Annotated in this window: 23 protein-coding genes; 7 read left to right on the forward strand and 16 right to left on the reverse strand. The window is 35.8% G+C overall.

What is annotated here, in order from left to right; all coding sequences use genetic code 11:
• Positions 1-55: 55 nt before the first annotated feature.
• The 9 genes from PZ898_RS03125 to PZ898_RS03165 form a co-directional block, all read right to left on the reverse strand.
• Entirely contained in the window at positions 56-661 is a 606-nt protein-coding gene (locus PZ898_RS03125) for a DUF4230 domain-containing protein (protein WP_062669730.1), read from the reverse strand.
• A 3-nt stretch (positions 662-664) separates the two neighbouring features.
• Positions 665-1228, reverse strand: coding sequence for a thioredoxin family protein (locus PZ898_RS03130; protein ID WP_062669728.1), 564 nt, complete (start codon positions 1226-1228; stop codon positions 665-667).
• A gap of 3 nt (positions 1229-1231) precedes the next feature.
• The gene (locus tag PZ898_RS03135; RefSeq protein ID WP_034694493.1) at positions 1232-1699 is read right to left on the reverse strand and encodes a nucleoside triphosphate pyrophosphohydrolase family protein; all 468 of its coding nucleotides are present in this window, start codon (positions 1697-1699) and stop codon (positions 1232-1234) included.
• A gap of 104 nt (positions 1700-1803) precedes the next feature.
• Positions 1804-2535 (reverse strand): energy transducer TonB, encoded by a 732-nt coding sequence (locus tag PZ898_RS03140; RefSeq protein ID WP_277694767.1) that lies wholly within the window; start codon positions 2533-2535, stop codon positions 1804-1806.
• Between the two features lie 114 nt (positions 2536-2649).
• The gene (locus PZ898_RS03145) at positions 2650-3060 is read right to left on the reverse strand and encodes a hypothetical protein (protein ID WP_277694768.1); all 411 of its coding nucleotides are present in this window, start codon (positions 3058-3060) and stop codon (positions 2650-2652) included.
• A 10-nt stretch (positions 3061-3070) separates the two neighbouring features.
• Positions 3071-3784 carry a glycohydrolase toxin TNT-related protein gene (locus PZ898_RS03150; RefSeq protein WP_277694769.1) on the reverse strand — a complete coding sequence of 238 codons (714 nt, stop codon included), beginning with the start codon at positions 3782-3784 and terminating at the stop codon, positions 3071-3073.
• Between the two features lie 471 nt (positions 3785-4255).
• The gene (locus PZ898_RS03155) at positions 4256-7186 is read right to left on the reverse strand and encodes a reprolysin-like metallopeptidase (protein ID WP_277694770.1); all 2931 of its coding nucleotides are present in this window, start codon (positions 7184-7186) and stop codon (positions 4256-4258) included.
• A 366-nt stretch (positions 7187-7552) separates the two neighbouring features.
• Positions 7553-8050, reverse strand: a complete 498-nt coding sequence (locus tag PZ898_RS03160; protein ID WP_062669718.1) for a DinB family protein — start codon at positions 8048-8050, stop codon at positions 7553-7555.
• A gap of 21 nt (positions 8051-8071) precedes the next feature.
• Positions 8072-9211 (reverse strand): acyl-CoA dehydrogenase family protein, encoded by a 1140-nt coding sequence (locus PZ898_RS03165; protein WP_120231072.1) that lies wholly within the window; start codon positions 9209-9211, stop codon positions 8072-8074.
• A 191-nt stretch (positions 9212-9402) separates the two neighbouring features.
• Between PZ898_RS03165 and PZ898_RS03170 the strand changes: the two genes are divergently transcribed.
• The 6 genes from PZ898_RS03170 to PZ898_RS03195 all read left to right on the forward strand — a co-directional run bounded on the left by PZ898_RS03170 (position 9403) and on the right by PZ898_RS03195 (position 16511).
• Entirely contained in the window at positions 9403-11316 is a 1914-nt protein-coding gene (locus PZ898_RS03170; RefSeq protein ID WP_123278240.1) for an endonuclease, read from the forward strand.
• Between the two features lie 449 nt (positions 11317-11765).
• Positions 11766-12371 (forward strand): SatD family protein, encoded by a 606-nt coding sequence (locus PZ898_RS03175; protein WP_034698295.1) that lies wholly within the window; start codon positions 11766-11768, stop codon positions 12369-12371.
• A 2-nt stretch (positions 12372-12373) separates the two neighbouring features.
• A complete protein-coding gene (locus PZ898_RS03180; protein WP_062669712.1) occupies positions 12374-13069 on the forward strand; it encodes a DUF3307 domain-containing protein in 696 nt (231 codons plus the stop codon).
• Positions 13070-13105: 36 nt separating this feature from the next.
• Positions 13106-13828: a phosphoribosylaminoimidazolesuccinocarboxamide synthase gene (purC, locus tag PZ898_RS03185; RefSeq protein ID WP_047430685.1), complete on the forward strand. Its 723-nt coding sequence runs from the start codon at positions 13106-13108 to the stop codon at positions 13826-13828.
• Positions 13829-13927: 99 nt separating this feature from the next.
• On the forward strand, positions 13928-15427 hold the full coding sequence (gene purF / locus PZ898_RS03190; RefSeq protein WP_062669706.1) for an amidophosphoribosyltransferase: 1500 nt from the start codon (positions 13928-13930) through the stop codon (positions 15425-15427).
• A gap of 136 nt (positions 15428-15563) precedes the next feature.
• Positions 15564-16511: a glycerophosphodiester phosphodiesterase family protein gene (locus PZ898_RS03195; protein WP_277694771.1), complete on the forward strand. Its 948-nt coding sequence runs from the start codon at positions 15564-15566 to the stop codon at positions 16509-16511.
• 89 nt (positions 16512-16600) lie between these two features.
• On the opposite strand, the gene PZ898_RS03200 is transcribed toward PZ898_RS03195, so the two are convergent.
• From PZ898_RS03200 to aroB, 6 genes are all read right to left on the reverse strand, one after another.
• Positions 16601-17320, reverse strand: coding sequence for a porin family protein (locus tag PZ898_RS03200; protein WP_062669702.1), 720 nt, complete (start codon positions 17318-17320; stop codon positions 16601-16603).
• Between the two features lie 365 nt (positions 17321-17685).
• Positions 17686-18384 (reverse strand): porin family protein, encoded by a 699-nt coding sequence (locus PZ898_RS03205; protein ID WP_277694772.1) that lies wholly within the window; start codon positions 18382-18384, stop codon positions 17686-17688.
• Between the two features lie 430 nt (positions 18385-18814).
• Complete coding sequence (locus PZ898_RS03210) at positions 18815-19402, reverse strand: porin family protein (RefSeq protein ID WP_062669698.1); 588 nt, start codon at positions 19400-19402, stop codon at positions 18815-18817.
• A gap of 205 nt (positions 19403-19607) precedes the next feature.
• Positions 19608-20228 (reverse strand): porin family protein, encoded by a 621-nt coding sequence (locus tag PZ898_RS03215; RefSeq protein ID WP_062669696.1) that lies wholly within the window; start codon positions 20226-20228, stop codon positions 19608-19610.
• Between the two features lie 231 nt (positions 20229-20459).
• Positions 20460-21095, reverse strand: a complete 636-nt coding sequence (locus tag PZ898_RS03220) for a porin family protein (RefSeq protein ID WP_062669694.1) — start codon at positions 21093-21095, stop codon at positions 20460-20462.
• Between the two features lie 275 nt (positions 21096-21370).
• On the reverse strand, positions 21371-22417 hold the full coding sequence (aroB, locus tag PZ898_RS03225; protein ID WP_062669692.1) for a 3-dehydroquinate synthase: 1047 nt from the start codon (positions 22415-22417) through the stop codon (positions 21371-21373).
• A gap of 368 nt (positions 22418-22785) precedes the next feature.
• On the opposite strand from aroB, the gene PZ898_RS03230 reads away from it, so the two are divergent.
• The gene (locus tag PZ898_RS03230) at positions 22786-23700 is read left to right on the forward strand and encodes a pseudouridine synthase (RefSeq protein ID WP_062671528.1); all 915 of its coding nucleotides are present in this window, start codon (positions 22786-22788) and stop codon (positions 23698-23700) included.
• A 189-nt stretch (positions 23701-23889) separates the two neighbouring features.
• On the opposite strand, the gene pncA is transcribed toward PZ898_RS03230, so the two are convergent.
• Positions 23890-24495, reverse strand: a complete 606-nt coding sequence (gene pncA, locus PZ898_RS03235) for a bifunctional nicotinamidase/pyrazinamidase (protein ID WP_034698270.1) — start codon at positions 24493-24495, stop codon at positions 23890-23892.
• Positions 24496-24506: the final 11 nt, after the last annotated feature.

Here is a 24506-nt window from a genome sequence, read left to right on the forward strand (position 1 = left end):
TGTAACAATATGGATATTATCATTCAAAGGGTTTGCCAAACAGAAATATTTTAACCTAAAGTCCCAGAATACCAATTTTTCCGGTCTTGTCTTCTATTTCATAATTCAAAGCCTTAGCCAATACAAAAATATTATTCAGGTTTTCCATGAGCTGCTTACGGCCTTCTGTTCTCAACTGATTCTGATCAATTGATTTTTCTGCCGTTTCTTTAGCTTTAGCTGTAACATTTTTAATGTCTTTTTCCGAGATCCTGTTAATAAAAGAATCGTCTAAAGATTGAATTTCAACACTTGGAGTTATTCTGATCTCAGCATCAGGAAGCTCGGTAATAATAAGCTTTTTATTGATGGAATCTACTTCGATCTTCATTTTGTTAAGATCATAAGAAACCTGTGCATTGGTTTTGGTATACGTAATAATGCTGTTGCTGGAAATTTCTTTCCCAAAAACTTCATAACCCATTTTGGTTTTCTGCATACTGGAAGTATTTTGCTCCATGACCACCATCTTATTCATCTTGGAAATCTGATTGGTCAGGATATAATAATCCGATTTTTCAGTTTTATTTCCAGGGTTCAGGCAGGATTTCAGACCAAAAAACAGCAGCACCATCGCACCGGCACCGGCTACAAAGGATAATATTGTTCTATAATTTCTCAAAATCTATTTAAAAATTTCTTTGATGACAGATGAATCGTTCTTTTTAAGAATTTGAACCAAATCCCTTTCAATATATCCTGTAGTGGGCATTTCTATAATTCTACCTACTTCTTTTCCATATCTTTTCAGAATAATGGTAGGAACTTTCTGAAGATTGTAAAGACTTTCGTCTCCGGTAGGAGATTCTTTCTTACGGTTAACAGCAATAATATTCAATTTATTTTCCGGATAACCTACGGCTTCCAATATTTTCATCAGTCTTGGAAAATCTCTGTGGCTATCTTCACACCAGGTTCCCATGAAAACAATAATATCATAGGTTCCGATTCTCTCTTTTTTTAATTCACTGACTGCTTTTTGATCAAGAACATACTCATCATGTTCTTTCACATACCAATCTGCATAAGGAGCTTTTAAAAACTGCTCTTTCAACTGGTTTCCCAAAAGCATTTTGCCGTCATTCTGGGTTTCAACTTCACGGTTTACCACTACTTTTTGTGCAGTAAGCTGTTGTGAAGCCAAAAACAAGGTTGAAAAGGCAACAATATTGGTAATAAATTTTTTCATATTTTATTTTTCGATAATTGATTTTAAATCAGCAGGAGAGTAGTATTTGTTTTTCAATACTTTATGATCTGCCTGTCTGTAAACATTGAATTTTTCTCCGGACTTTTCATAAAAAGATTCTACTTCCTTCTCTTTGTAAAATTCAACAGTTTCCTTTGCCTGCTCTTCATTATCACATGCCTTCGACATATTGGAGCGCTGAACTTCGTTGAATAGCTCTACAAATTTGTTGCCAAGTCCGAATTCCAGTACAGCACCACTCAAAACATACTGAAGATCACACAATGCATCAGCAATTTCTACAATATTATTGTCAGCAATTGCCTGCTTCAGTTCGTTTAATTCTTCCTGTAAAAGTTCTACTCTCAGATTGCATCTTTCCGGAGAAGGAATTTGTGGGGTATCTAAAATAGGGGCTTTGAAAGTAGTATGGAATTCTGCTACTTGGTTCAGACTATCAATTTTATCCATGAATTTTTTTATTTCCCACAAAGATAGAAAAGGATTTGTAAAATGTGAAATGTACACGAGTAAAATATGAGACTCAAAAGCGCAGGCTGTCTATTGTTTTAATTTTATTCCCGCGAATTAAAGTTAATAGGTATTCTAAACCATGATTTTACTGGTGTTCCATTCTTTTTTGCCGGACTCCACTTCCCTTTTATTTTTTTCAGAGCAAATTTTACATCCTCAAGAAGAATTTTATTGTTTTCTACTTTGGGCTCAATATCTACATTGATGATGTCTCCATTTTCATCTATTGAAAAGGATATAAGAAATGTTCCTTTTGGGTTGTAAGTTTCCCAATCCAAATAATTATTTAAGCTTTCAACAACTTCTTTTCTAAATGCTTTCATCCCTCCGGGCATGGCAGCGGATTGATATGATTTAACAATATCGTAATCGGGTTTGTAATTTTCAAAAAAATCTTTGGGTTGAAATATAAAATCGAAATAAGCGGCAACTTTCTGTCCGTTTTGTTCTGCAGGCTGCCAGTTTTTTAAGCTCCCTAAAGATTTGACAGCAAGAGTAAAAGCGCATTTGTTCTTTTCTATAATAGGATCATCGCTCTTTTTCTTTACTAAAGCAGGTTTACCTTTCTCATCAATCTTTAGGCTTACAAAATACATCTCATTTTGATCACATGGTTTTGAGCTGCTTTTCAGGAAATAGTCCTGCATATCTGAGAACAATTGGATAGAACCTCCTTGGTATGGAAACTGGTTATCAGGATACTGGGTAAGTGTTTTTTGTGAATATGCTGGCTCAAAGAACAGCATGAAAAGAAGTAAAGTAATCTTTTTCATGAATTAATGTGTTTTCCTGGTTATCAATAATGTTATTAATTTCTTCACTAAAGTAAGAAAAAGTCCACAATCTGAAACTTGTGGACTTTTAATAGGATATAGATAAGATTTCAATTACTCATATTTCCAGATTCCGGAGATAGTCAATATCATCAATCCTGGCTGCTTTTCCCCATAGCTGAAAACGCCTATATATTTTGAATGACAGGAAGTGCAATCGATACCAAAATATAAAGTAGGTAAATCATTAACTGTTAATTCTCCGAAATGCAACATTCTTTGAGAAGTTCCGTTGACAATTTTGTGCTTTAACAATTCATCTTTAGATACTACTTTATCTTCATGATACAGCTGCAGAACAGGAAATCCTGATTCATAAGGTACTATTGCAACAGTATTTTTGTTGCCGCAACGACAGCAGGTGAAAGTGGTTATTGCTGATGGAAGAGCTTCATCGTTGATGAAGGTGCTTTTTTCAACAGTAGCTTTTTCGGTTAGGTTTATTTTTTCTGATATTGAATACATCTGGGTTGATTTATGGCTGAATAACTGTGCCTACTAAATTAGGGTATTTTCCGCTTGGGCTTTTCTTAATGGTAACTTTTATATAACCTTCTTCAGCCAGCTTATTCCATGTTTTCTGGTAACCCGTGTTGATGTCGATAGGGATTTTCCACATGGTTTGTTTTCCTTTCCCTGCCTGGTTAAACCAAGGAATGATGTCTGCGGTTTGGGTTTTAAACTGCATGGAACTATTCAAAACATCGATTTCATAGTAAAAATCATACTTGTCTTCAGGTTGATTTAATGCTCTTTGGGTAAAAGTATAAGTGTAACCATTGATAATAGGACTTGTAAAACTTCCTCCTAATGTAGGAACTCCGGTACCGGTATAGTTGCCCACTGCTCCGCTGTATCTGTCGAATTTCTGTCCAACCTGTAAAGGAACATCATCAACAATATTATAACCTCCGTTGGCAGGCGGCCATCCACCATTTAAATTATTAGCTTTAAAAAGTGATTCCAATTCACTCCATTTTCCCCTTTTGTATAGGTCATAAGCTTGATTTTTTATGGCTTGACTTACCGAATTACCGGGATCATAGGTTACTGCCAATTCATCCGCATTTTTGTAGAATACAGTGGTCACATCCGGATTGATGTCTATTATTTCATCATCATCAGAACTACAGGCAACCGAGAAAGAAGTGATGGCTAAAAAAAAGATGTACTTAAATAAATGTTTCATATAAAAAATTTAAAATTATTTTAAAATAGTGAGGTATTAGAGGGAATTACCTTTTTGAAACATCATATTATTTACAAAGATTTTAAATGAATTACTGAAATGAGGATTAGTAATGATTTTCTGTTCAGTAAGAGAAATTTTTGAGGCTGGAATTTGTTTTAATAATACACTTTTCTGACAGTAAAGTGTAGAAATATCAATTTACTCCAAAATAGAGTCAGAAACAGCAGCTGCATGAGACATCAAAAACGGCTTTGGAGCTCCCTTAAATACAATCTGGGTAAACGGCACAATAAAATATTGTTATGCGATAAATTTAAATTAAAAAACTTAAATTATAGTTATTTTGTTTTAAATAAAATGTTTTTATGTAATTAATTTCATTTATAATTGTTTATTGTGATGATATTTTACTTAAAAAATAAAACTGCCCCATAAGGAGCAGTTTTTACATCGTTTAATTGTAAAGGATTAGTTTTTAACAAATCTCTTAGAAGATTCTCCGATTTGAATCATATAAGCACCTTTGATAAGGTTGCTTACGTTCACGGATCCTCTTTGTAGTTTTCCTGAGTCTATTAGTTTTCCACCCATATCGAAGATTTTATAATCTTCAGAAGTTGTATTGGAAATATAAAGTATATCTCTTGCAGGGTTTGGATAAAGTTTCACATCGGTGATCAGATCTTTCGTACTATGAAGATCTCCTTTTCCGGAAGAAACAATATTAAGGGTATAATCTTCTACTTGTCCGTAAGTGAAAGCTTCACATGAAGAAGTAGGGATTGAACTATACTTCATCATTACTCTCATTCTTGTAGAACCAACAGTAGCGGTAGCCGGGATTGTAATAGATCCTGTAACCGGACTTGTTGTAGAACCTGCTTTTGTCCATGCCAGTTCTCCGCTGTCTGTAAAGTCTCCGTCTCCGTTGTAATCAATATAAACCGCGTAAGCTTCGCTGTATTTTGTGGAAGTCCAAACCGGAGTAATGGAAATTGTGTAAGCGCTTCCTCTTGTAACATTCGTGGAAACTGAAGTGAAGTTTTCATATCCTGCAGTTCCTGTAGACGTATTATTGATAGATCCAAAGGTTACATTTCCTATTCTTTCATCTGCTGTGTTTGAGGCCGAAGAAGAACAATAAGTAACTGTTCCTCCAGAAAGAGTCGTAACGCTTACGGTGTTGCTAGATACTGAAGCATTCCCAGCTGCATCTTTTGCTTTCACAGAGAAAGAATATGTAGTTGCCGGTGAAAGTCCTGTTACAGTATATGTAGTAGAAGCCGTAGAACCAATTAATGAAGCTCCTTGGTATACATCGTATCCGGTAACGCCAACATTATCTGTAGCTCCAGACCATGAAAGGTTAGTGGTTGTAGCTGTAGTTCCTGAAGCTGCAAGAGTAGGAGCTGTAGGAGCAACGGTGTCAGGAGTTCCGGAACCTGCATTTACAGAGATGTTAGCATTGTTAACATCAAAGAAAATGTGGTTTGATCCTTTTACCATAATTCTTCCTGTCGTTGTATTGGCATTAGGGATAGTAACTGCCTGTGAGCCATCATTAGGCGTTCCTGCCAATAGAGTAGTCCATGTATTTCCACTGTCTGTAGACCAAAGGATATCCACATTAGCAGCATTTACCCCGTTGGCTGTAGTTCCTGCCACATTCCATGTTACTGTCTGAGAACTTCCTCCGGCGTATGTTGTTGCAGAGTTCTGTGAAGTGATATTGAATGGTCCGGCAGTTCCGTTAACAGTGATAACAGCATCATCGGAATTATTTCCTGAACCTCCTGCTTTGTTATCACGAACGGTAAATCTGAAGTTTAATGTTCTGGCTACTGAAGAAAGAGCCTCAACTGTGATTTCAGAACCAGCTGTAGTAGTTGCTCCTGTTAAAATCGAAGCCATTCTTGGGAAATATCTTACAGGTGCAGTAGTAGGAGTCCATGATCTGAAATTAGGTCCTGAAGCTTTTGTAGCACTTGCGGCGGAACTTGCTCCTGTCTGAGAAGAAGAAGCGTTGTCCATTTGTTCCCAGATGTAGGTTAAAGAATCTCCGTCAGCATCCGTTCCTGTTCCTGTCAGTACGAATGGAGTTCCTTTTGGAATGGTATAATCTAATCCTGCATTGGCTGTAGGAATTGAATTTCCTGTATTGGTATTAACAGAGCAGGTTTTAGCTTTAATATTATTGGTGATTTGTTGGATACTGATTGCATGGAAAAATGCGTCAGAATGCGGCTGGATATCCTGGCTGGTAATTCCTGCATAACCCATGATTGTTGATCCTGAACCAGGTTCCATATTGGCACCTGTTCCTTCATTGTTCATGGAGAAGGTGTGGTTTCCACCGAACTGATGTCCCATTTCATGAGCTACATAGTCGATATCGAAATTATCTCCTGAAGGAATGGCATCTGCCGGAGAAGTATAACCACTTCCTTTTGATCCGTTTGTACAGATACAGCCGATACAGCCTGCATTTCCTCCACCTCCTGAAGCTCCGAACAAGTGTCCGATGTCATAATTAGCTTCGCCAATTACAGATGTTAAAGTGCTTTGCAGCTGTGAATTCCAGTTGCTCATTCCTGAAGCAGCAGAATAGGGGTCTGTAGACGCATTGGTGTAGATGACAGCATCATTGTTGGCAATCAGAACCATTCTTGCAGCGAAATCTTTTTCAAAAACACCGTTTACACGGGTCATTGTGGTGTTCATTGCTGCTAAAGCCTGAGCTTTTGTACCTCCGAAATAAGTGGTGTATTCTCCTGTGCACGATAATGCCAGTCTGAATGTTCTCAGTTTGGCATCGTCAGCGTTAGGTCTTGCTGCAAGAGCAGAATTGGAAACTCCTTTCTGTGCGGCATCCACCACGGTACATTCAAATTTGTTAAGATCATCTTTTTTGTCAGATTTTCTGTACACTACATACGAAGAAAGATCTTTGGTGTAAGGCTCGATGAAAACAGCCGATTTGTCACCATAAATTTCCATAGATGACAGTCCTAGTGGAGAAACACTGAAATAAACTGTGGAATTAGGATCATCCAGACCTTGTCCTACATAGGATTTGATATCCGGATATTTTGCTGCCAACTCAGGGGCAAAATTGGAATTCTCCCTCACTTTAAAATTTTCCATTCTGCCTTCAGAATTCGGAAAAGAGATGATGAGTTCTGATTTTTCGCCTGCAGCCAGTCTCTTGGGAGCTTTTGCCAGAATGTTTTTCAATCCGTTGATATCCAAGTTGTATACCTTAGGATTGCTGATGCCGGTTTTGTTTGCAAAGATTTCTGATGAAGTTCTTTTTGAACCTTCAGACCAAAGACGGTCAGTCTGTGCGAAAGAAATACCCGAAATAAGGAGCATTCCAATCAGCGTTAATTGTTTTTTCATATTAAATATTAAATTTGATTGTGGAATATCAAATCTAATAAAAAATATATTACGGAAAACAAAATTTTTTAAGGAATATTTGGAGTTTATATATAATATATTATGCAATACATTATATATAATTGAAAAGGCTCATTAATACAGAAAAGTGAAAGTAATGAAGGATGTGTTGATTTTGAAAAAAAACAATATATTGATATTTTGTTTGTTATTTAATTAAAATGAGACAATATAAATTGATAATTATTTAAAGATATGCGGATAATGTTAGTAAATTGAATTTGTTATGCTGTTCCGTATTCTGTAGACAAAAAAAGCTGTTCCAGAATGAAACAGCTTACTATATTTAATGTATGTAATCCTTAATTACATTTTATCATCAGCAGTGGGACCATAAAGTCCCGGAACTTTATTTCCGGTTGATCTTAGGTAAACCACAAGCTCACCTCTGTGATGGTACAAATGATTATAAAGAAAAGCTCTTACCACCTGAACCTTTGGCATAGGAGGGAAAAGTACATTTCCATCCATTTCCATTTTCCATTCATTGAAATAAGTGTTCTCATCCGAGTTTTCAAGAGCTTTCTGTGCGTTGGCAACATTTTCTTCGAATTTTGCAAGGATATTCTCCGCTTTGGAAATATCTCCTTTGTCATACTTATACGTACCCATATCAAAAATATCCTTATTGAAAGTGGATTCGTACCAATTGTATACTTCAGCAATGTGAGAGGCAAGCTGACCGGTTGTCCAGTTTTTTTCGGACGGTTTCCAGTCTAGTGCGCTGTCGGGGATTGCCTGTAAAATTTTTCTGGTGTTTTCAGCTTCATGCAGAAATTCACCTAAAAGTGCCTGTTTAATCATTTGTATTGGGATTTTAAAATGTTATTTCGTGATATCTCTTCCGATGACCAGTCTCTGGATTTCAGAAGTTCCTTCTCCAATCGTACAAAGCTTAGAGTCTCTATAGAACTTTTCAGCAGGGAAGTCCTTTGTATATCCGTATCCACCGAAGATCTGAACTGCATTGTTTGAGATTCTTACACAAGCCTCAGAAGCATATAATTTAGCCATAGCTCCTTCTTTTGTCATTTTTTGTTTTGCATTTTTAAGTGTAGAAGCTCTTTGGATAAGAAGTTCAGCGGCATCAATTTCTGTAGCCATATCTGCTAACATGAAGTTGATTGCCTGGAAATCTGCAATAGGTTTTCCGAACTGATGTCTTTCTTTTGCATATTTCAAAGCAGCTTTGTAAGCTCCTCTTGCAGTACCTAAACTTAATGCAGCAATAGAAATTCTACCTCCGTCCAAAACTTTCATAGCCTGCTTGAAGCCTTCGCCTACCTCTCCTAAACGGTGAGAATCCGGTACACGTACGTTATCAAAAATTAATTCTGCTGTTTCAGAAGCACGCATTCCCAGTTTATTTTCTTTTTTTCCGGAAGTAAAACCAGGCATTCCTTTTTCTAAAACAAAAGCAGTAGAGTTGTTCTTAGCACCTATTTCTCCTGTTCTTGTCATTACTACGGCAATATCTCCTGAAATAGCGTGAGTAATGAAATTTTTAGCTCCGTTGATGATCCATTCATCACCATCTTTTACAGCTGTAGTAGACATGCCTCCTGAATCAGAACCTGTGTTGTGCTCTGTAAGTCCCCAAGCTCCGATTACTTTTCCGGAAGCCAGCTGAGGAAGCCATTTGTGTCTTTGTTCTTCATTTCCAAATTCATAAATATGATTGGTGCAAAGTGAGTTGTGTGCTGCTACAGAAAGACCAATAGATGGGTCAACCTGAGAAATTTCGTCCAGAATAGTAACATACTCATGATAACCTAAGCCGGAACCTCCATATTGTTCAGGAACTACAATTCCCATAAAACCCATCTCACCCAATTGGTGGAATAACTCTTTTGGAAACGTTTGGCTTTCATCCCATTCCATAATATTCGGTCTGATGTTCTTTTCTGCGAATTCTCTAGCGGTTTCCGCTATCATTTTGATGTTGTCAATAGTCTCTGTATTCATATAATAATAGTTAGTTCCCAAAGATAACCAAATTGATGGAATGCTAAAATAAATTATTTCAATCGTAATATCTAAAGGGTAATCCCTTTAGTTTTCAAATTTTTATATTTTCAGAATTAATACTTTATTAATAAAATATTCAGTCCTTTCCGTTTTTTATTTCACTATTTTAGTTCCCCAATTTTTAAAGCATGAAAAAATTTCTACTTCCTATCATTTTAATTTCCTCTTATATTTCTGCGCAGGTTCCTGCCGGATATTACGACGGAACTGCCGGATTGACGGGATATGCTCTGAAATCAAAACTTCATGATATTATTTCTGAAAAGATGGTCAACTGGCATTATGACGATCTTAAGGTGTTGTATGGACAGACTGATCTGGATAAATATTATGATCATGATGCTTCCAATACTCAGTATCTGCTGGATATCTATTCTGAAATTCCTTCAGGACCTGATTCTTATGAATATACTGCGGATCAGCTGGTAGCAGGTGTCGGCATGGAAGGCCAGGGATATAACAGAGAACACATGATGCCGCAGAGTACATTCAGTACAAGCTCATCTATCAGTGATTATCCTATGTATTCGGATCTGAATTTTATAATTCCTGTTGATGGATGGATCAACCAGCGCAGGAGCAATTATCCTTATGGAATAGGAAATAATACCAACCATTATATTTTTTCCAACACTTCGAGAATATCCAATGCAGCTATTCCCAATTATCCTTATACCGGAAGAGTGTATGAACCTATTAATGAATTCAAAGGTGATATTGCCAGGAGCTTGTTGTATTTTGCAGTACGGTATGAAGGAAAATTAGGTTCATTCAATACAGCTTATACTACTTCGGCCAATCTTACTCCTGCTACTGATCAGTGTCCATTGGATGGAACGGAAGAAAGAGCGGTTGATCTTGCTTATATTGCAATGCTGAAACAATGGAGTGCAGCAGATCCTGTTTCACAAAGAGAAATTGACCGGAACAATGCTGTTTATACTATACAAAAAAATAGAAATCCATTTATAGATCATCCTGAGTGGATTGATATGATCTGGTCCGAAACGCCTGATAATATTGCTCCCGCAGCTCCCGGATCACTGGTTTCAACCCAGCAGAATGCTTATTTTGTGAATCTGAGCTGGACGGCTTCTCCTGATAATGATGTTTTAGGCTACAGAGTTTATATGAATGGATCAGCGACACCTGTTGCGGTTACAAAAGGGACTTCCATCAGCATCGATCATCTGAGCCCGTCAACCATCTATACTTTTACGGTGAAAGCTTTTGATAAAGCATACCTGGAATCTCCATTCAGTAATACGGTGACAGCCTCAACAATTGCTTCGGATTCCTATGCCTCGGATCTTATCATTACCAAATATATATCCGGAACAAATACGGAATCTGTGAAAAATAATGCGCTGGAAATCGTCAATAAAACAGGACATGAGGTTAATTTAAATAATTACAGAATTAATATTCAGTTTAAAAATAGTCTATCCGGAGATTTCTATAATGGTGACACATATGAATTGGAAGGCAGGGTAGGAAACAATGAAACTTTTGTTATCCTGAATCCGAAAGGCACTTTATCATGTTATACTCCTGATGAGGCAAGATTTGCTACAGCTTCTGATCCTATGATGTTTGCGGGAGGAAATTATGTGGAACTTGCGTATAACAAAACAGTTACAGTAGATGCTATCGGGGTAAAATACACGACCAATAATAACGGGAACGTATCTTTATACAGAAAGAACACCATCAATCAGCCTAATAATACTTTTACTATCAGTGAATGGGATTCTTATCCGTCCAATTACTGTCAGAACCTTGGTGGCACATTGTCTACAGCAGAATTGATTGCTGACAATAATGAATTTATTATCTATCCCAATCCGGCTGATGATTATCTTTATGTGAAAGGAGCGGTTGACAAAGTAAAAATAGCCCAAATCATAGATCTTTCGGGAAAAGTGATTTATACCGAAAAAGATCCTTTCAGATATAAGAAACATATTTCTGTACAAGATGTTCCAACGGGAACTTATTTCCTGAAGCTTGATGAAAAGGTACATCAGTTTATTAAAAAGTAAATAACATCAGATTTAAATACTATCAGCTAAACCTAACAGGTTTTTAAAACCTGTTAGTTCTATTTTTATATGGTGTAGAAATAATTCAGGAGATTGCTTCGCCTTGCTCGCACTGACTGTCCTAGCCCTGATAGCAGCGGTTACCCCGCAGTAGAAGTGGGAGAGTTGTAGGGTTAGGGAGTTGGAATACGAAGGCGCGAGGAGTATGAGCGGATAGCAGGAACAGCTTCTTATTATAAAAAAAGTATAAAAAAGTAGAGTTAAAGTAAATATAACAACAGGATGATTGAATGTTTTTTTGCTTTTCCGTAATTTTATGGTTGGCATAAAGCCTTAAAAACCTTATGTTTACTACATCATTGATATAAGCTGATTCGCTAATAATGAATATCTATAAGTGTTTCTGCTTATATTTTTTATATATAAGTAATTATGCTTATATTTGCAGTATGATAGCGGTCATTACCGGTGATATTATAAATTCACAGCATGCGGACACTGAAGTTTGGATTACCAGACTTAAACATCTTCTCGAAAAATGGGGAAGCGCTCCTCACACATGGGAAATCTACAGGGGAGATGAGTTTCAGTTCAAGTGCAAAATTGATGACGTTTTCTGGCGTTTTCTAGCCATAAAATCTCTTATTAAAAGTGTCGAAAATCTGGATGTAAGAATGGCCATAGGTATTGGTGAGGAAAGTTTCTCTTCTGAGAAGATCACTGAATCTAATGGTACAGCTTATGTTAATTCAGGAAGACTGCTTAATGATCTTAAAAGTGACGGTCATACGGTTGCTATTAAAACCTCCAGTGATCCGGTGGACAGGGATCTTAATATCCTGTTGAAATGGTCGTCCAAGGATTTTGATAACTGGACGATGGCTACGGCAGAGATTATTCATGAAATGATCATGAATCAGGATATCACACAGGAGGATCTTGCTAAGAGATTTGCTATTTCACAGTCTTCGGTAAGCCAGAGGCTGAAACGAGCCAACTATGAGCTCATCGTGGAAACCAATCAGTATTTCAGAAAGAAAATCTCAGAATTATAGGCATGATCTTCATCAAACTCATATTGGCACATCTACTCGGAGATTTTATACTTCAGCCAAATTCATGGGTTGCAGATAAGGAAAACTATAAACTGAAAAGTAAGTTTTTATACATTCATGTTCTGATTCACATTGTTTTAAGTCTGATTTTTATTTGGGATCTTCAGCTTTGGTGGGTTGCTGTATTAGTGGGAATAACTCACTTTATTATTGATGCAGCCAAGCTTAGTTTCCAGAATGTAAAGACTAAGAAAAGATGGTTTTTCATAGATCAGCTGCTGCATATTCTGGTGATTGGCGGAGTTTCTTTTTATTTCCAGGAATTCAGCTTTGGATTTTTACAGAATCAGGAATTTTTAAAGGTAATTATGGCGGCACTGTTTTTAACAACACCGGCTTCTATTTTTATAAAAATCTTATTGTCATCATGGACGCCCGCTCCGGATGGCCCCAATACTATTCAAACCGAATCTTTATCAAGTGCCGGAAAATATATCGGAATTTTAGAACGCCTGCTGGTTTTCACTTTTATTATGGTGAATCACTGGGAAGGCGTAGGTTTCATGGTGGCTGCCAAATCTGTTTTCAGATTCAGCGACCTTGCACAGGCAAAACAGAGAAAGCTTACAGAATATGTATTAATTGGTACACTGCTGAGTTTTGGACTGGCTGTCTTAACAGGAATAATAATAAAATAAATTAATAAATCTAACTACAATTTAGAAAGTAAAATTATGAGTCAAAAGAAAGAAATGTTGTACGAGGGGAAAGCAAAACAAGTATTTGCAACCGATAATCCTGATGAAGTAGTAGTACGTTTCAAAGACGATGCTACAGCATTTAATGCTCAAAAAAGAGGTCAGGTAGACCTTAAAGGAGAAATGAACAACGCCATCACAACTCTTATTTTTGAATATTTAAATGAAAAAGGGATCAAAACTCATTTCATCCAAAAATTAGACGAAAGAGAGCAGCTGGTAAGAAAAGTATCTATCATTCCTTTGGAAATGGTAGTAAGAAACTACTCTGCAGGAAGCATGGCGCAAAGATTAGGAGTGGAAGAAGGAATTAAATCTCCGGTAACGATCTTCGATATCTGTTATAAAAAAGATGAATTGGGAGATCCGCTTATCAATGATCACCATGCCGTTTTCTTAGGAGCAGCTACTTACGAAGAACTTGACGAAATGTATGAGTTATCTTCAGATATCAATGATATCCTTATCGACCTGTTTGACAAAATCAATATCATCCTGGTAGATTTCAAAATCGAATTAGGTAAAACTTCAGACGGTGAAATCATCTTAGCAGACGAAATCTCTCCTGATACTTGCAGACTTTGGGATAAAGATACCATGAAGAAATTAGACAAAGACAGATTCAGAAGAGATCTTGGTGAAGTTACTGAGGCTTATGTTGAAATCTATAACCGTCTTAAAAATCTTTTACAGAAATAAGATTTAATTTATTTAAAGATTAAACCATTTAAAAATTAAACAGGCTGTAATCTTTTTAATCGTTAAATTTTTTAATCTTTTAATTTAGAAAAAATAGAAATGAAAAGTTTAGACATTCATAAAAGTGAATATTTAAAACAGTTTGAAACCCAGACTTACGGAAGGAATCTTTTCAGAACTCAGGAAGAGGAAAGACTGGATGCCCCTAATGAAGAATGTGGGATCTTCGGAATGTATTCAGATAATGATCTGGATACTTTCTCTCTTTCACAGTTTGGCCTTTTTGCATTACAGCACAGAGGTCAGGAGGCTTGTGGTATTTCCGTTTTAAAGGATGGAAGAATCACAAACATGAAAGACGAAGGACTGGTTTTGGATGTTTATAAAGAAATTCAGGAACCTGAAACTTTTATGGGAAATTCTGCAATTGGGCATACCCGTTATACCACTGCAGGAGATAAGAAGAAATATAATTTTCAGCCATTTTTCGCGAAAAACGAATATGACCAGATTATACTTTCTATAGCACACAATGGTAACCTTACCAATGCCAAAGAATTAAAAGCAGAATTAGAAGCTGAAGGCGTGGTTTTCAGAGCGACTTCCGATTCTGAAGTTATCCTGAGACTGATTCAGAAAAACCTTGATTTAGGTCTTCGTGGAGCGATTAAAGCAACCATGGAAAAGATTGAAGGAGCTTATTCTGTAGTAGGGATGACCAGAAACAAATTCTTTGCATTCAGAGACTTCAACGGTATCCGTCCGTTAGTATTGGGGGCTATTGATGAAAAATCTTATGTAGTAGCTTCAGAATCTGTAGCATTGGATGCTGTGGGTGCTCAGTATGTACGTGATATCCTTCCTGGTGAGATCATTTATACCAACGAAAACGAACCCGGAAAACTTCATTCTTATATGATGGATGAAGCGAAGGGTAAGCAGAGAATCTGTTCTTTCGAATATATTTATTTCGCAAGACCTGACTCTACCTTAGAAAATATCAATGTTTACGAGATCAGAGAAAAATCCGGAGAGAAAATCTGGGAACAGGCTCCTGTAGAAGCTGATTTGGTGATTGGAGTTCCGGATTCCGGAGTTCCGGCTGCTATTGGTTTCTCTAAAGCTTCAGGAATACCTTTCCGTCCGGTTTTGATCAAAAACAGATATATCGGAAGAAGTTTCATCGTTCCTACACAGGAAATGAGAGAAAGGGTAGTAAACCTTAAGCTGAACCCGATCATCTCTGAGATGAAAGACAAGAGAGTAGTCATTATTGACGATTCTATTGTTCGTGGAACAACATCTAAAAGACTGGTTAAAATTTTAAAAGATGCAGGTGTAAAAGAGATTCACTTCAGAAGTGTTTCTCCACCCATTATTGCTCCTTGTTATCTGGGAATTGATACTCCGTCTAAAGATGATCTTATCTCAGCGAATATGACTACGGAAGAACTTAAAAATTATTTGGGAGTAGATTCCTTAGAGTTTTTAAGTATAGACAACCTGAAAGACATTCTAGGATCAGCTAATCACTGTTTCGGATGCTTTACAGAAGAATATCCTGTTGGAAAAGGAGAAGAGATAGATTTATTCAATTAATCTCTTTATTGAAATATAAAAAGGACCGGGCGTACAACCTGGTTCTTTTGTTTTAGAAATGTAGCAAAAGCTTAATATTCCTGTATTATAAAATATATAATGGAGTTTTAATTTTGTAAGATTAAAACTTCAGGATATGAAAAATGCACTATTCACAGGTATTTTTATTGTATTTACCCAATTTTATGCTTCACAATCTTTTGACAAGCAGGCACACCGCGGAGGAAAATCCCTTTACCCGGAAAATACAATACCGGCTATGAAAAACGGATTAAAAATGAATGTTACCACATTGGAAATGGATCTGGCCGTTACAAAAGATAAAAAAGTAATTCTTTCCCATGATGCTTTTCTTTCACCGGAACTGGTTACAAAACCGGATGGAACTTACATTCCCAAAGATTCAGGCTTTTATTACAAAATATATAAAATGCCTTACGCAAAGATCAAAACATTTGACGTAGGTTTAAAAAAACTGAATAATTATCCTGATCAAAAGAAAATGAAGGCTCAGAAACCGCTCTTTTCAGACGTCATTGATGCTTGTGAGGCCTATGCACGCGAATTGAAAAGACCACTGCCTTTTTACAATATAGAAACGAAAACACGTCCCTTTTCTGATAACATTTTTCATCCTGAACCGAAAGAATTTGTAGATCTGATGATGAAGATTATTGTAGAAAAAAATATTCAGGACAGGGTAATCATTCAATCTTTTGATCCACGGACACTGGAAATTCTTCATAAAGAATATCCTAAAATCATGACCGCTTTACTTGTGGAAAAGGTAGATGATAAAAAACTGGCCCAGCAGCAGGCTTATTTTAAAAATATTTCTGTGGAAAAGTTCAAAATGTATCCAGATCATCTGAGTGGAGTAGCCGGAGATATGAAGTTCCTGAGTTTCACTCCTACTATTTACAGTCCGGAACACAATCTTGTAACGTCTCAATTAGTACAGGAATGCCACTCATTAGGCATGAAAGTAATCCCATGGACTGTGAATACCAGAGAAAGATTAAAGGAATTAAAAGAAATGGGAATAGATGGGGTGATCAGTGATGATCCGAGAATATTTGAATAAAACTTTTGATATAAATAGCCGGAAGAAAATCTTCCGGCTATTTTATGCGTGCAAGGTTAATGCACTTCGGTTAAAAAATTGGTTCTTAATTAGAATTTGTAGTTAAGACCTAACTGAAATACTCTGTTGTTGTTTTCAGCGGCAGACATGCTCTTATCAATCTTTGTTAAGCTGTTTACATATCTTGCATTGATACCGATATTGGAAGTGATATCATATCCTAAACCAAGGCCTAAACCAAAGTTGAATTTGTTGATCATATCTTTGTCGATATCTGTAGAGTGAGAACTTGAAGTAGTTGTTGTAACACCTCCAGTAGTACTTGCTACAGTAGATTCTCCTTTATTTTTCCCGTTAATGAAATAACTGAATTCAGGTCCTGCTTCAATATAAAATTTGTCAGTAGGTCTCATCTGAACCATTAATGGAACTGAAATGTAATCCATTTTTACTCTGCTCTGTACTTTAGTTTTTACATTCGTTACTCCATTGTCAGTTTCTGTAGAATACATTACATCTTTTGCCCCCATTTGGTTGTATAATACCTCTGGCTGTAAGCTGAAATGTTTTGAAAGTGGAATATTAACGAATGCACCTGCGTGGAAACCTAGTTGTTGTGTGTTGATTCCAAATTTCTGCTGGCTGAAATACGCTGAGTTTCCCCCTGCTTTGATCCCGAATCTAATAGGCTGAACATCTTTTTTTAGTGGTGATGCATTGACTGTTTTCGTTTCCGTCTTTGTTTCTGTCTCCTGAGCAAAAGCTAGTGTACCAGCAGTTAATGCTAATCCTAAAAATAACTTCTTCATAATTTTATTTTTTAATTTTACTATTTGTGTGTCGGATATCTCTCAATCAGACTCCAAGTATTTTGCAAATTGCTTGCCAAAGTCGAAAAATGCCTGTTTAAAGGGCTTTTCAAATGGTTTTTGAAAAGTTTATTTTAAACCATTTATCCCTTTTTGATGAATAAATGTTTTGTAAACTGAATGTTTTGTGAAAATAGTTGAATGCTCAATGCGCTTTATTATTGATAATTGAAATCATGAAAAATTTTTAACTGGAATTGACTTTTTCAGGGATTAATAACTCTTCCGGGCTCTTTTTAAGAATAAAAAATAAAAATACCGGACTCTTAAAAGCCCGGCATCCGTTTTGAAAATAATAAATATCTCTATTTAAAGCGATAAGCCACTCCAAGCTGAAGCGCATTGTTTTTGACTTTACTACCGTAATCATTCTTGAAAATTCCTGTTATACCTGCTGTGAATCTTGCAGTCACTCCAAAATTTTGTGTAAAATAATATCCTGCGCCAATTCCAATTCCAAAATTGAATTTATTATATAATTTCATTGAAATTTTATTAGAGAAATTCTCAGAATTAACAGTCGTTGTATTATCGTATCTTATTTCGTTTCTTCCGTCTCCTTCTATTTTTCCTCCCAGAAGTAATCCGAATTCAGGTCCTGCTTCCACATACAATTGAGGAAGAATATTGTATTGAACCATAATAGGAAGAGTAAGGTAGTTTAGATTAGTTTTGTACTCATATTCCTGCTTCGTAAAATAATCTCCGGAATCATGAATAAAGAGATCTTCCGTTTTTGATCCTAGCTGGCTGAAAAGAAGCTCGGGTTGTATACTGAATTTTTCAGCAACAGGAATATTGGCAAATATTCCGATATGTGAACCGGCTTTGATTTTTTCGTTATTATCAACTTCGTTTCTTTCCCCTCTGCTGAAAGTAGAACCATTGAAACCAGCTTTAATCCCAAATTTTACTGAAGATAGTTGGGTAGGAGACTTTTCTTTTTCCTGAGCATTCATTAAAAAAGAGCCAACAAGTGTAAGTCCTAGAAAAATTTTTTTCATGATTATAAGTTTTATTTTCTATTTTTTTTGTGGCAAAATATCTGCCATAAAGATAAGAAGTGATAAAAATCATACGGTATGCGAAAAAGTCAGGATTAAACTAATAAACCTGACTTTTTCTATTGAAATCAAAATGTATTTTAAATAAACAAAACACTTTTCAGTATTTTGTTGTGCACTCTAATGCCCAGCTATCTCTTGCAGTTCTCGTTAAAAATTAATGGTAATAGTTAGAGCTAGTTTTGAATTTCAATTGAATACACAATTGAATCAATACCTATTCATTGTAAAACAGGAACTGTAAAATTGGAAATTCCGGAATAGAGTACAATTACTATTCTATAGGCAAATTTCTTGCCAAAAAATATTCAAACAATAAAAAAGCCGGATTTACTATAATCCGGCTTTGTATTGAATAGAAAGTTTGTCTTTAGAATTTGTAAGCTAAACCAAATTGGAATACTCCGTTTTTTGCTTTATCTTCAGATAAATCAGGTCTGTTTTTCGCTACATCTGTTAAACCTGCAACATATCTTGCAGTAACTCCGATATTTTGTGTGAAATAGTATCCTGCTCCAAGACCAATTCCGAAATCAAATGATTTGAAAATATCTTTGGCATCTGCAGAGTTTGATTTATATTTTAATTTTGAATTCACAAGGAAACTAAACTGTGGTCCAGCCTCCAGGTATAGATTAGGAAGAGCATTGTACTGAAGCATTAAAGGAACAGAGATGTAATCTAGGTTTGCTTTAGCATCGCTGTCTGCTTTAAATTTTGCTCCCATTCCGCTGTACATTACTTCCGGTTGGAAAGAGAAGTCCTGAGCTACAGGAATATTAGCGAATACTCCTCCGTAAAATCCGGCTTTAGAGTTGAAGTCATTATCAGAAAGAGTAGAGATATTAAGACCTGCTTTTACACCAAATCTAACTGGCGAAGCGGAAGCTGTTGAAGTTTTCTGAGAGAAAGCAAAAGTACCTGCTACTAGGGCAAGGCCTAAAAAAATCTTTTTCATAAGTTTTTTATTTTAATAGTTTTTAAGTTTTATTTAACTTTTCATTAAGAAACAAACTGTATGCCAAAGTGTAAATGTACTGTGAATGTACCATTTATTGTGGTTTTTGAAGAATAATTTTTCTATCGCATTAAAAAAGTCGGATTAATTTTAATCCGACTCCACTTTAATTATAAAAATTTAATGAAAAAAGCTTAATAAAGCTTTAGAATTTGTAGTTTACTCCTACCTGGAATACACCATTTCGAACAGATCCTTCTCTGTCATATCCGTATTGGTATTTTGTTTTTACAATATCAGATAATCCTGCAGTGTATCTTACATTCACGCCAATGTTTTTGGTTAAATTGTAACCGGCTCCCAACCCGATTCCAAAGTCGAACGATTGAGTTGCATTTTTTAAAGCACCAGTAGAAGCGCTTTTCTTTAATCTTGCATCAATTAAAAAGCTAAATTGTGGTCCTGCTTCCACATATAGATTAGGAAGTGCTTTATATTGGAACATTACAGGTACGGAAAGATATTCTAAATTAAGTTTTGCATTGCTGCCTCCTTTCTCTTTAGCTCCCACAGCATTATATAATACTTCCGGCTGAACAGAAAAATCCTTAGCGACAGGAATATTCACAAAAACACCACCATAGAATCCGGCTTTTGAATTCATATCCATATTAGAAAGGTTGGAAACATTTAATCCCGCCTTCAAACCGAATTTGATTTTGGGTGAAGATGTGGATGGAGTAGTAGCCTCTGTAGAAGTTGAAGTGCTTTGAGCAAAAGCAAAAGTACCTGCGATAAGTGCCAGGCCCAGAAAAATCTTTTTCATAGATTAGTTTAATTTTTACGTTGTTTAACGTCCGAGAAGCAACAAACAATATGCCGGTAAACCCCTTGTATAAAGACTTTATGGGTTTTTAACAAATCCATAAATCATCAAATTGGGATATATTTTTGTTATTTTGTCGACACTTTGTTATTTTAACATAAAAAAAGAACAGATTAAAAAATTAATCTGTTCTTTTTTATTGAATATAAAATTTGTTAGTGAATATGTAGCTTACTTAAATTTATAAGCTAATCCTACCTGGAATAGGTTGTTTCTTGTAGCATCAGATCCACTAGGTCTGTTTTTCGCTACATCTGTTAAACCTGCAACATATCTTGCGGTAAGTCCTAAGTTCGGAGTGAAATAATATCCAGCTCCAAGACCAATACCAAAGTTAAATGTATTTAAATTGTCTTTGTAGTTGTCTGTAGTACTTGACTGTCCGTTTGATTCATTTTTGAACTTGTTTTTAGCACTTACCATGAAACCAAATTCAGGTCCTGCTTCCACATAAAGATTTGGAATCAGGTTGTACTGGAACATTACCGGTACTGTAATATAATCTAGTTTAGTAGAAGCTGAATATTTAGTTCCTGCTAACGTATAATCTGATTTATTACCATATTGTGAATACTGAACCTCTGGCTGAACGCTGAATGAAGCGGCTAATGGAATGTTGGCAAATACACCTGCGTTGAATCCTATTTTAGATTTTTGATCATCAAGACCACTATCTTTTGAAAGGGAAGAAACGTTCATACCTCCTTTTACCCCAAATGTTACCGGATTAGAAGATGTGTTTCCTGTCTGTTGAGCGAATGCGAATGTTCCTGCAGTTAACGCTAATCCTAAAATTAACTTTTTCATAACTTTAATTTTTTTAATTTTACTCTTTCTTAATTTTAAATTTTACTACTTGTCCAGCTTTTCAGTTGAACGGAGAGTATCTTTCAAATTGCTTGCCAAAATTTTTTTTATGAGTAAAATCAATAAAAAAATCACTTAGTGTTTAAGTGATTTTTTAAATAAAGTATTGATTGTTAATTATTTGTAATTTTAAATAAATGTTTGTTTAGACGTGGTCTAAATTGACAATTTTGTCAAAAACACGTTTTAAAATAAATTTATTTTTGAAAAACACGTTAAGCATCGTTCAATTTTCTATAAAAAGATAAAGATTCAAGGATATTTTCCTTGCTGCACTGATGATCATAGATGCAACAACCTATTCCAGAAAGCAGAGAGAAATTGATTTTGCTGTCGGTATTCTTCTTGTCATTCAGTAGTAAAGCAGTAATATCTTCATCTTTAAAATCGCTGATATCAAGGTATGGATAATATCTCTGAATGTTTTCAATGATTATTTTTGAATCTTCTTCAGAAATAAGGTTTTCAAGATAAGCCAGATGAGCTTCAGCAATCATTCCCATAGCCACAGCTTCACCGTGAAGGATCGGGTTTTCCTGCTGCAGACATAAACTTTCTACCGCATGTCCTATGGTATGCCCGAAATTAAGTGTTTTTCTAATGTTCTGCTCATGGAAATCCTGATCTACAACATTCTGTTTAATATTCATAGACGTTTGAATATGTGGGATTACCGTTTCTACTTCCAGTTTACGGATCTGTGTTAGCTGGTCCCAATGATTTTTATCAGCAATTAACCCATGTTTCAGCATTTCAGCAAATCCGCTTCTTAATTCTTTAAAAGGTAGTGTTTCTAAGAATTTGGGAAAAATAAAGATTTGCTCAGGGAAAGCAAAAGTTCCCACCATATTTTTATAGTGCATCAGATCAATCCCGGTTTTTCCCCCTATGGAAGCATCACACATCGATAGAAGGGTAGTAGGAATATTGATAAACTGTATTCCTCTTTTATAAGTAGATGCCACAAATCCGCCCATATCGGTTATTACACCACCGCCAAGGTTGATAACCAGCGCTTTTCTGTCCGCCTGCATTTCTGTAAGAATTTCCCAAAGTTGATTGGCTGTCTGGATATTTTTCATTTCTTCTCCCGCTTCAATCTCTAAAATTTCAAAGCCAAGATCCGTTTCCATATTTCCTAAAAGAACAGGAAGGCAGTATTCATGGGTATTTTCATCTACAAGAATGAAAATTTTACTGAAAGTTTTTTCGTGAAGAAACTCGTTGAGCTGTGAAAAATTATCGTTTAATATTGTTATCATCTTCTATTTTATGTAAAGTTAAAATGTAAACTATAGTGCAAAGTTATGATTCTTAATTTTTAACTCGTAACTAAATTACTATCTTTGCATAAATTTTTAGAATGAGCAGAGATAATAATAATTCAGATAGACCAAAGAGACCAAGAATTTCAACCAAGAAAAGTTCTGATGATTCTCGTGCTTCCAGATCTGGAAATTCTTCAGGATCAAAACCTTTCAAGAAGCCGTTCTCTAAAGACGGAGGAAGAAAAGGACCAGAACATCAGGGATCCAACTCAAGATTTGAAAAGAAACCTTTTAAAAGAAATACCGACAGTTTCGAAAATTCTAACGAAGATTCAGGTTCAAAATCTGAAAGAAAACCTTATATCACGAACAAAAGTGAGAGCTATGAGAAAAAATCTTTTGGAAAACCGAAGAGAGGAGGAAAGAATTTCGATACAAGAGATAAGTATGAAAGAGGCAGCCTGAAATACGGAAGAAGACCATCTAATGGTGAAGACAGAAATGATGACAAAACAAGATCTTTTGTACAGAAAAGAAGGTTGAATAAAATTGAAAAAGATGTTCATAAAGACAGCATCCGTCTTAACAAGTATATTGCTAATTCCGGAATCTGCAGCAGAAGAGAAGCTGATGAACTGATTACTCAGGGATTGGTAGAAGTCAACGGAAAGGTGGTAACTGAAATGGGATATCAGGTACAGAAAACAGACAGAGTAGTTTTTGACGGACAAAGCATTACTCCTGAAAAACCTGTATATGTACTTTTGAATAAGCCAAAAGGTTATATTTCTACTACAAAAGACGATAAAGCAAGAAAAACTGTAATGGATCTTGTAGCGAATGCTTCTCCGTACAGACTTTTCCCGGTGGGAAGACTGGATCGTTCTACAACAGGAGTTATCTTACTGACCAATGACGGACACATGACCAAAAAACTGACGCATCCATCTTTTGATGCTAAGAAGATTTATCATGTAACATTGGATAAAAAACTTACTGGTGAAGATTTACGTCTTATTGCAGAAGGAATCCGTCTTGATGAAGGATTAGCTGTGGTTGATCAGATTTCATATATTGAAGGGAAACCTAAGAATGAAATTGGAATTGAGATCCACATCGGATGGAACCGTGTGATCAGAAGAATTTTCCAGAGATTAGGATACGAGGTAGAATCTTTAGACAGAGTAATGTTTGCAGGATTAACGAAGAAGAATATCAAGAGAGGACACTGGAGAATCCTTACAGAACTGGAAGTGAACAACCTTAAAATGCTTTAAAACAATGATAAATGATGAGTTATAAATGATGAATAACAGATTCAGATTTGTAATTTACTTCATTCTCTCAAAAGTATCTTTAGGATAAAAAACAAAAAGCGCAGAATTATTTTCTGCGCTTTTTTATTTTATTAAGCTATAAATTTTAAAATTCATAACTCATCATTTATAATTCATCATTAAAAAGAATTAACCCAACACCGTTACTCCTTTTTCAATCATTTCATAGATGGCATCTCTGCCGTTGTCAGGTTTTACGTTTACTGCACGTGTTCCATTGAAATGAAGGCACGTTACATATCCGTTAGCTACTGCATCCTGTGCTGTAAATTTAACACAATAGTCTAATGCCAGACCTACAATTTCTACCAGTTGGATATCATGGTATTTCAGGAAATCATCCAAACCTGTTTTCATAAAATGGTTGTTATCCTGGAAACCGCTGTAGCTGTCAATTTCAATATTTTTACCTTTCTGTACAATGTGGGTTACTTTATCTCTGTTCAGATCTTTGTGAAATTCTGCCCCAAAAGTTCCCTGAATACAGTGATCCGGCCACATAAACTGGGGAACACCATTTAAAATAATACTTTCTCCTACCTTTCTTCCATTGCTGCTTGCAAAACTTTTATGACCTGCAGGATGCCAGTCTTGTGTAAGAACCACCTGATCATATTCATTTTCTTCCATCAGGAGATTGATGTATGGAATAATTTCGCTCGCTCCAGGAACTGCAAGTGCTCCGCCTTCACAAAAATCATTCTGTACATCGACTATTATTAACGCTTTTTTCATATTTTGATTTC

This window comes from Chryseobacterium sp. WX (assembly GCF_029542485.1).
Classification (GTDB): Bacteria; Bacteroidota; Bacteroidia; order Flavobacteriales; family Weeksellaceae; genus Chryseobacterium; species Chryseobacterium cucumeris.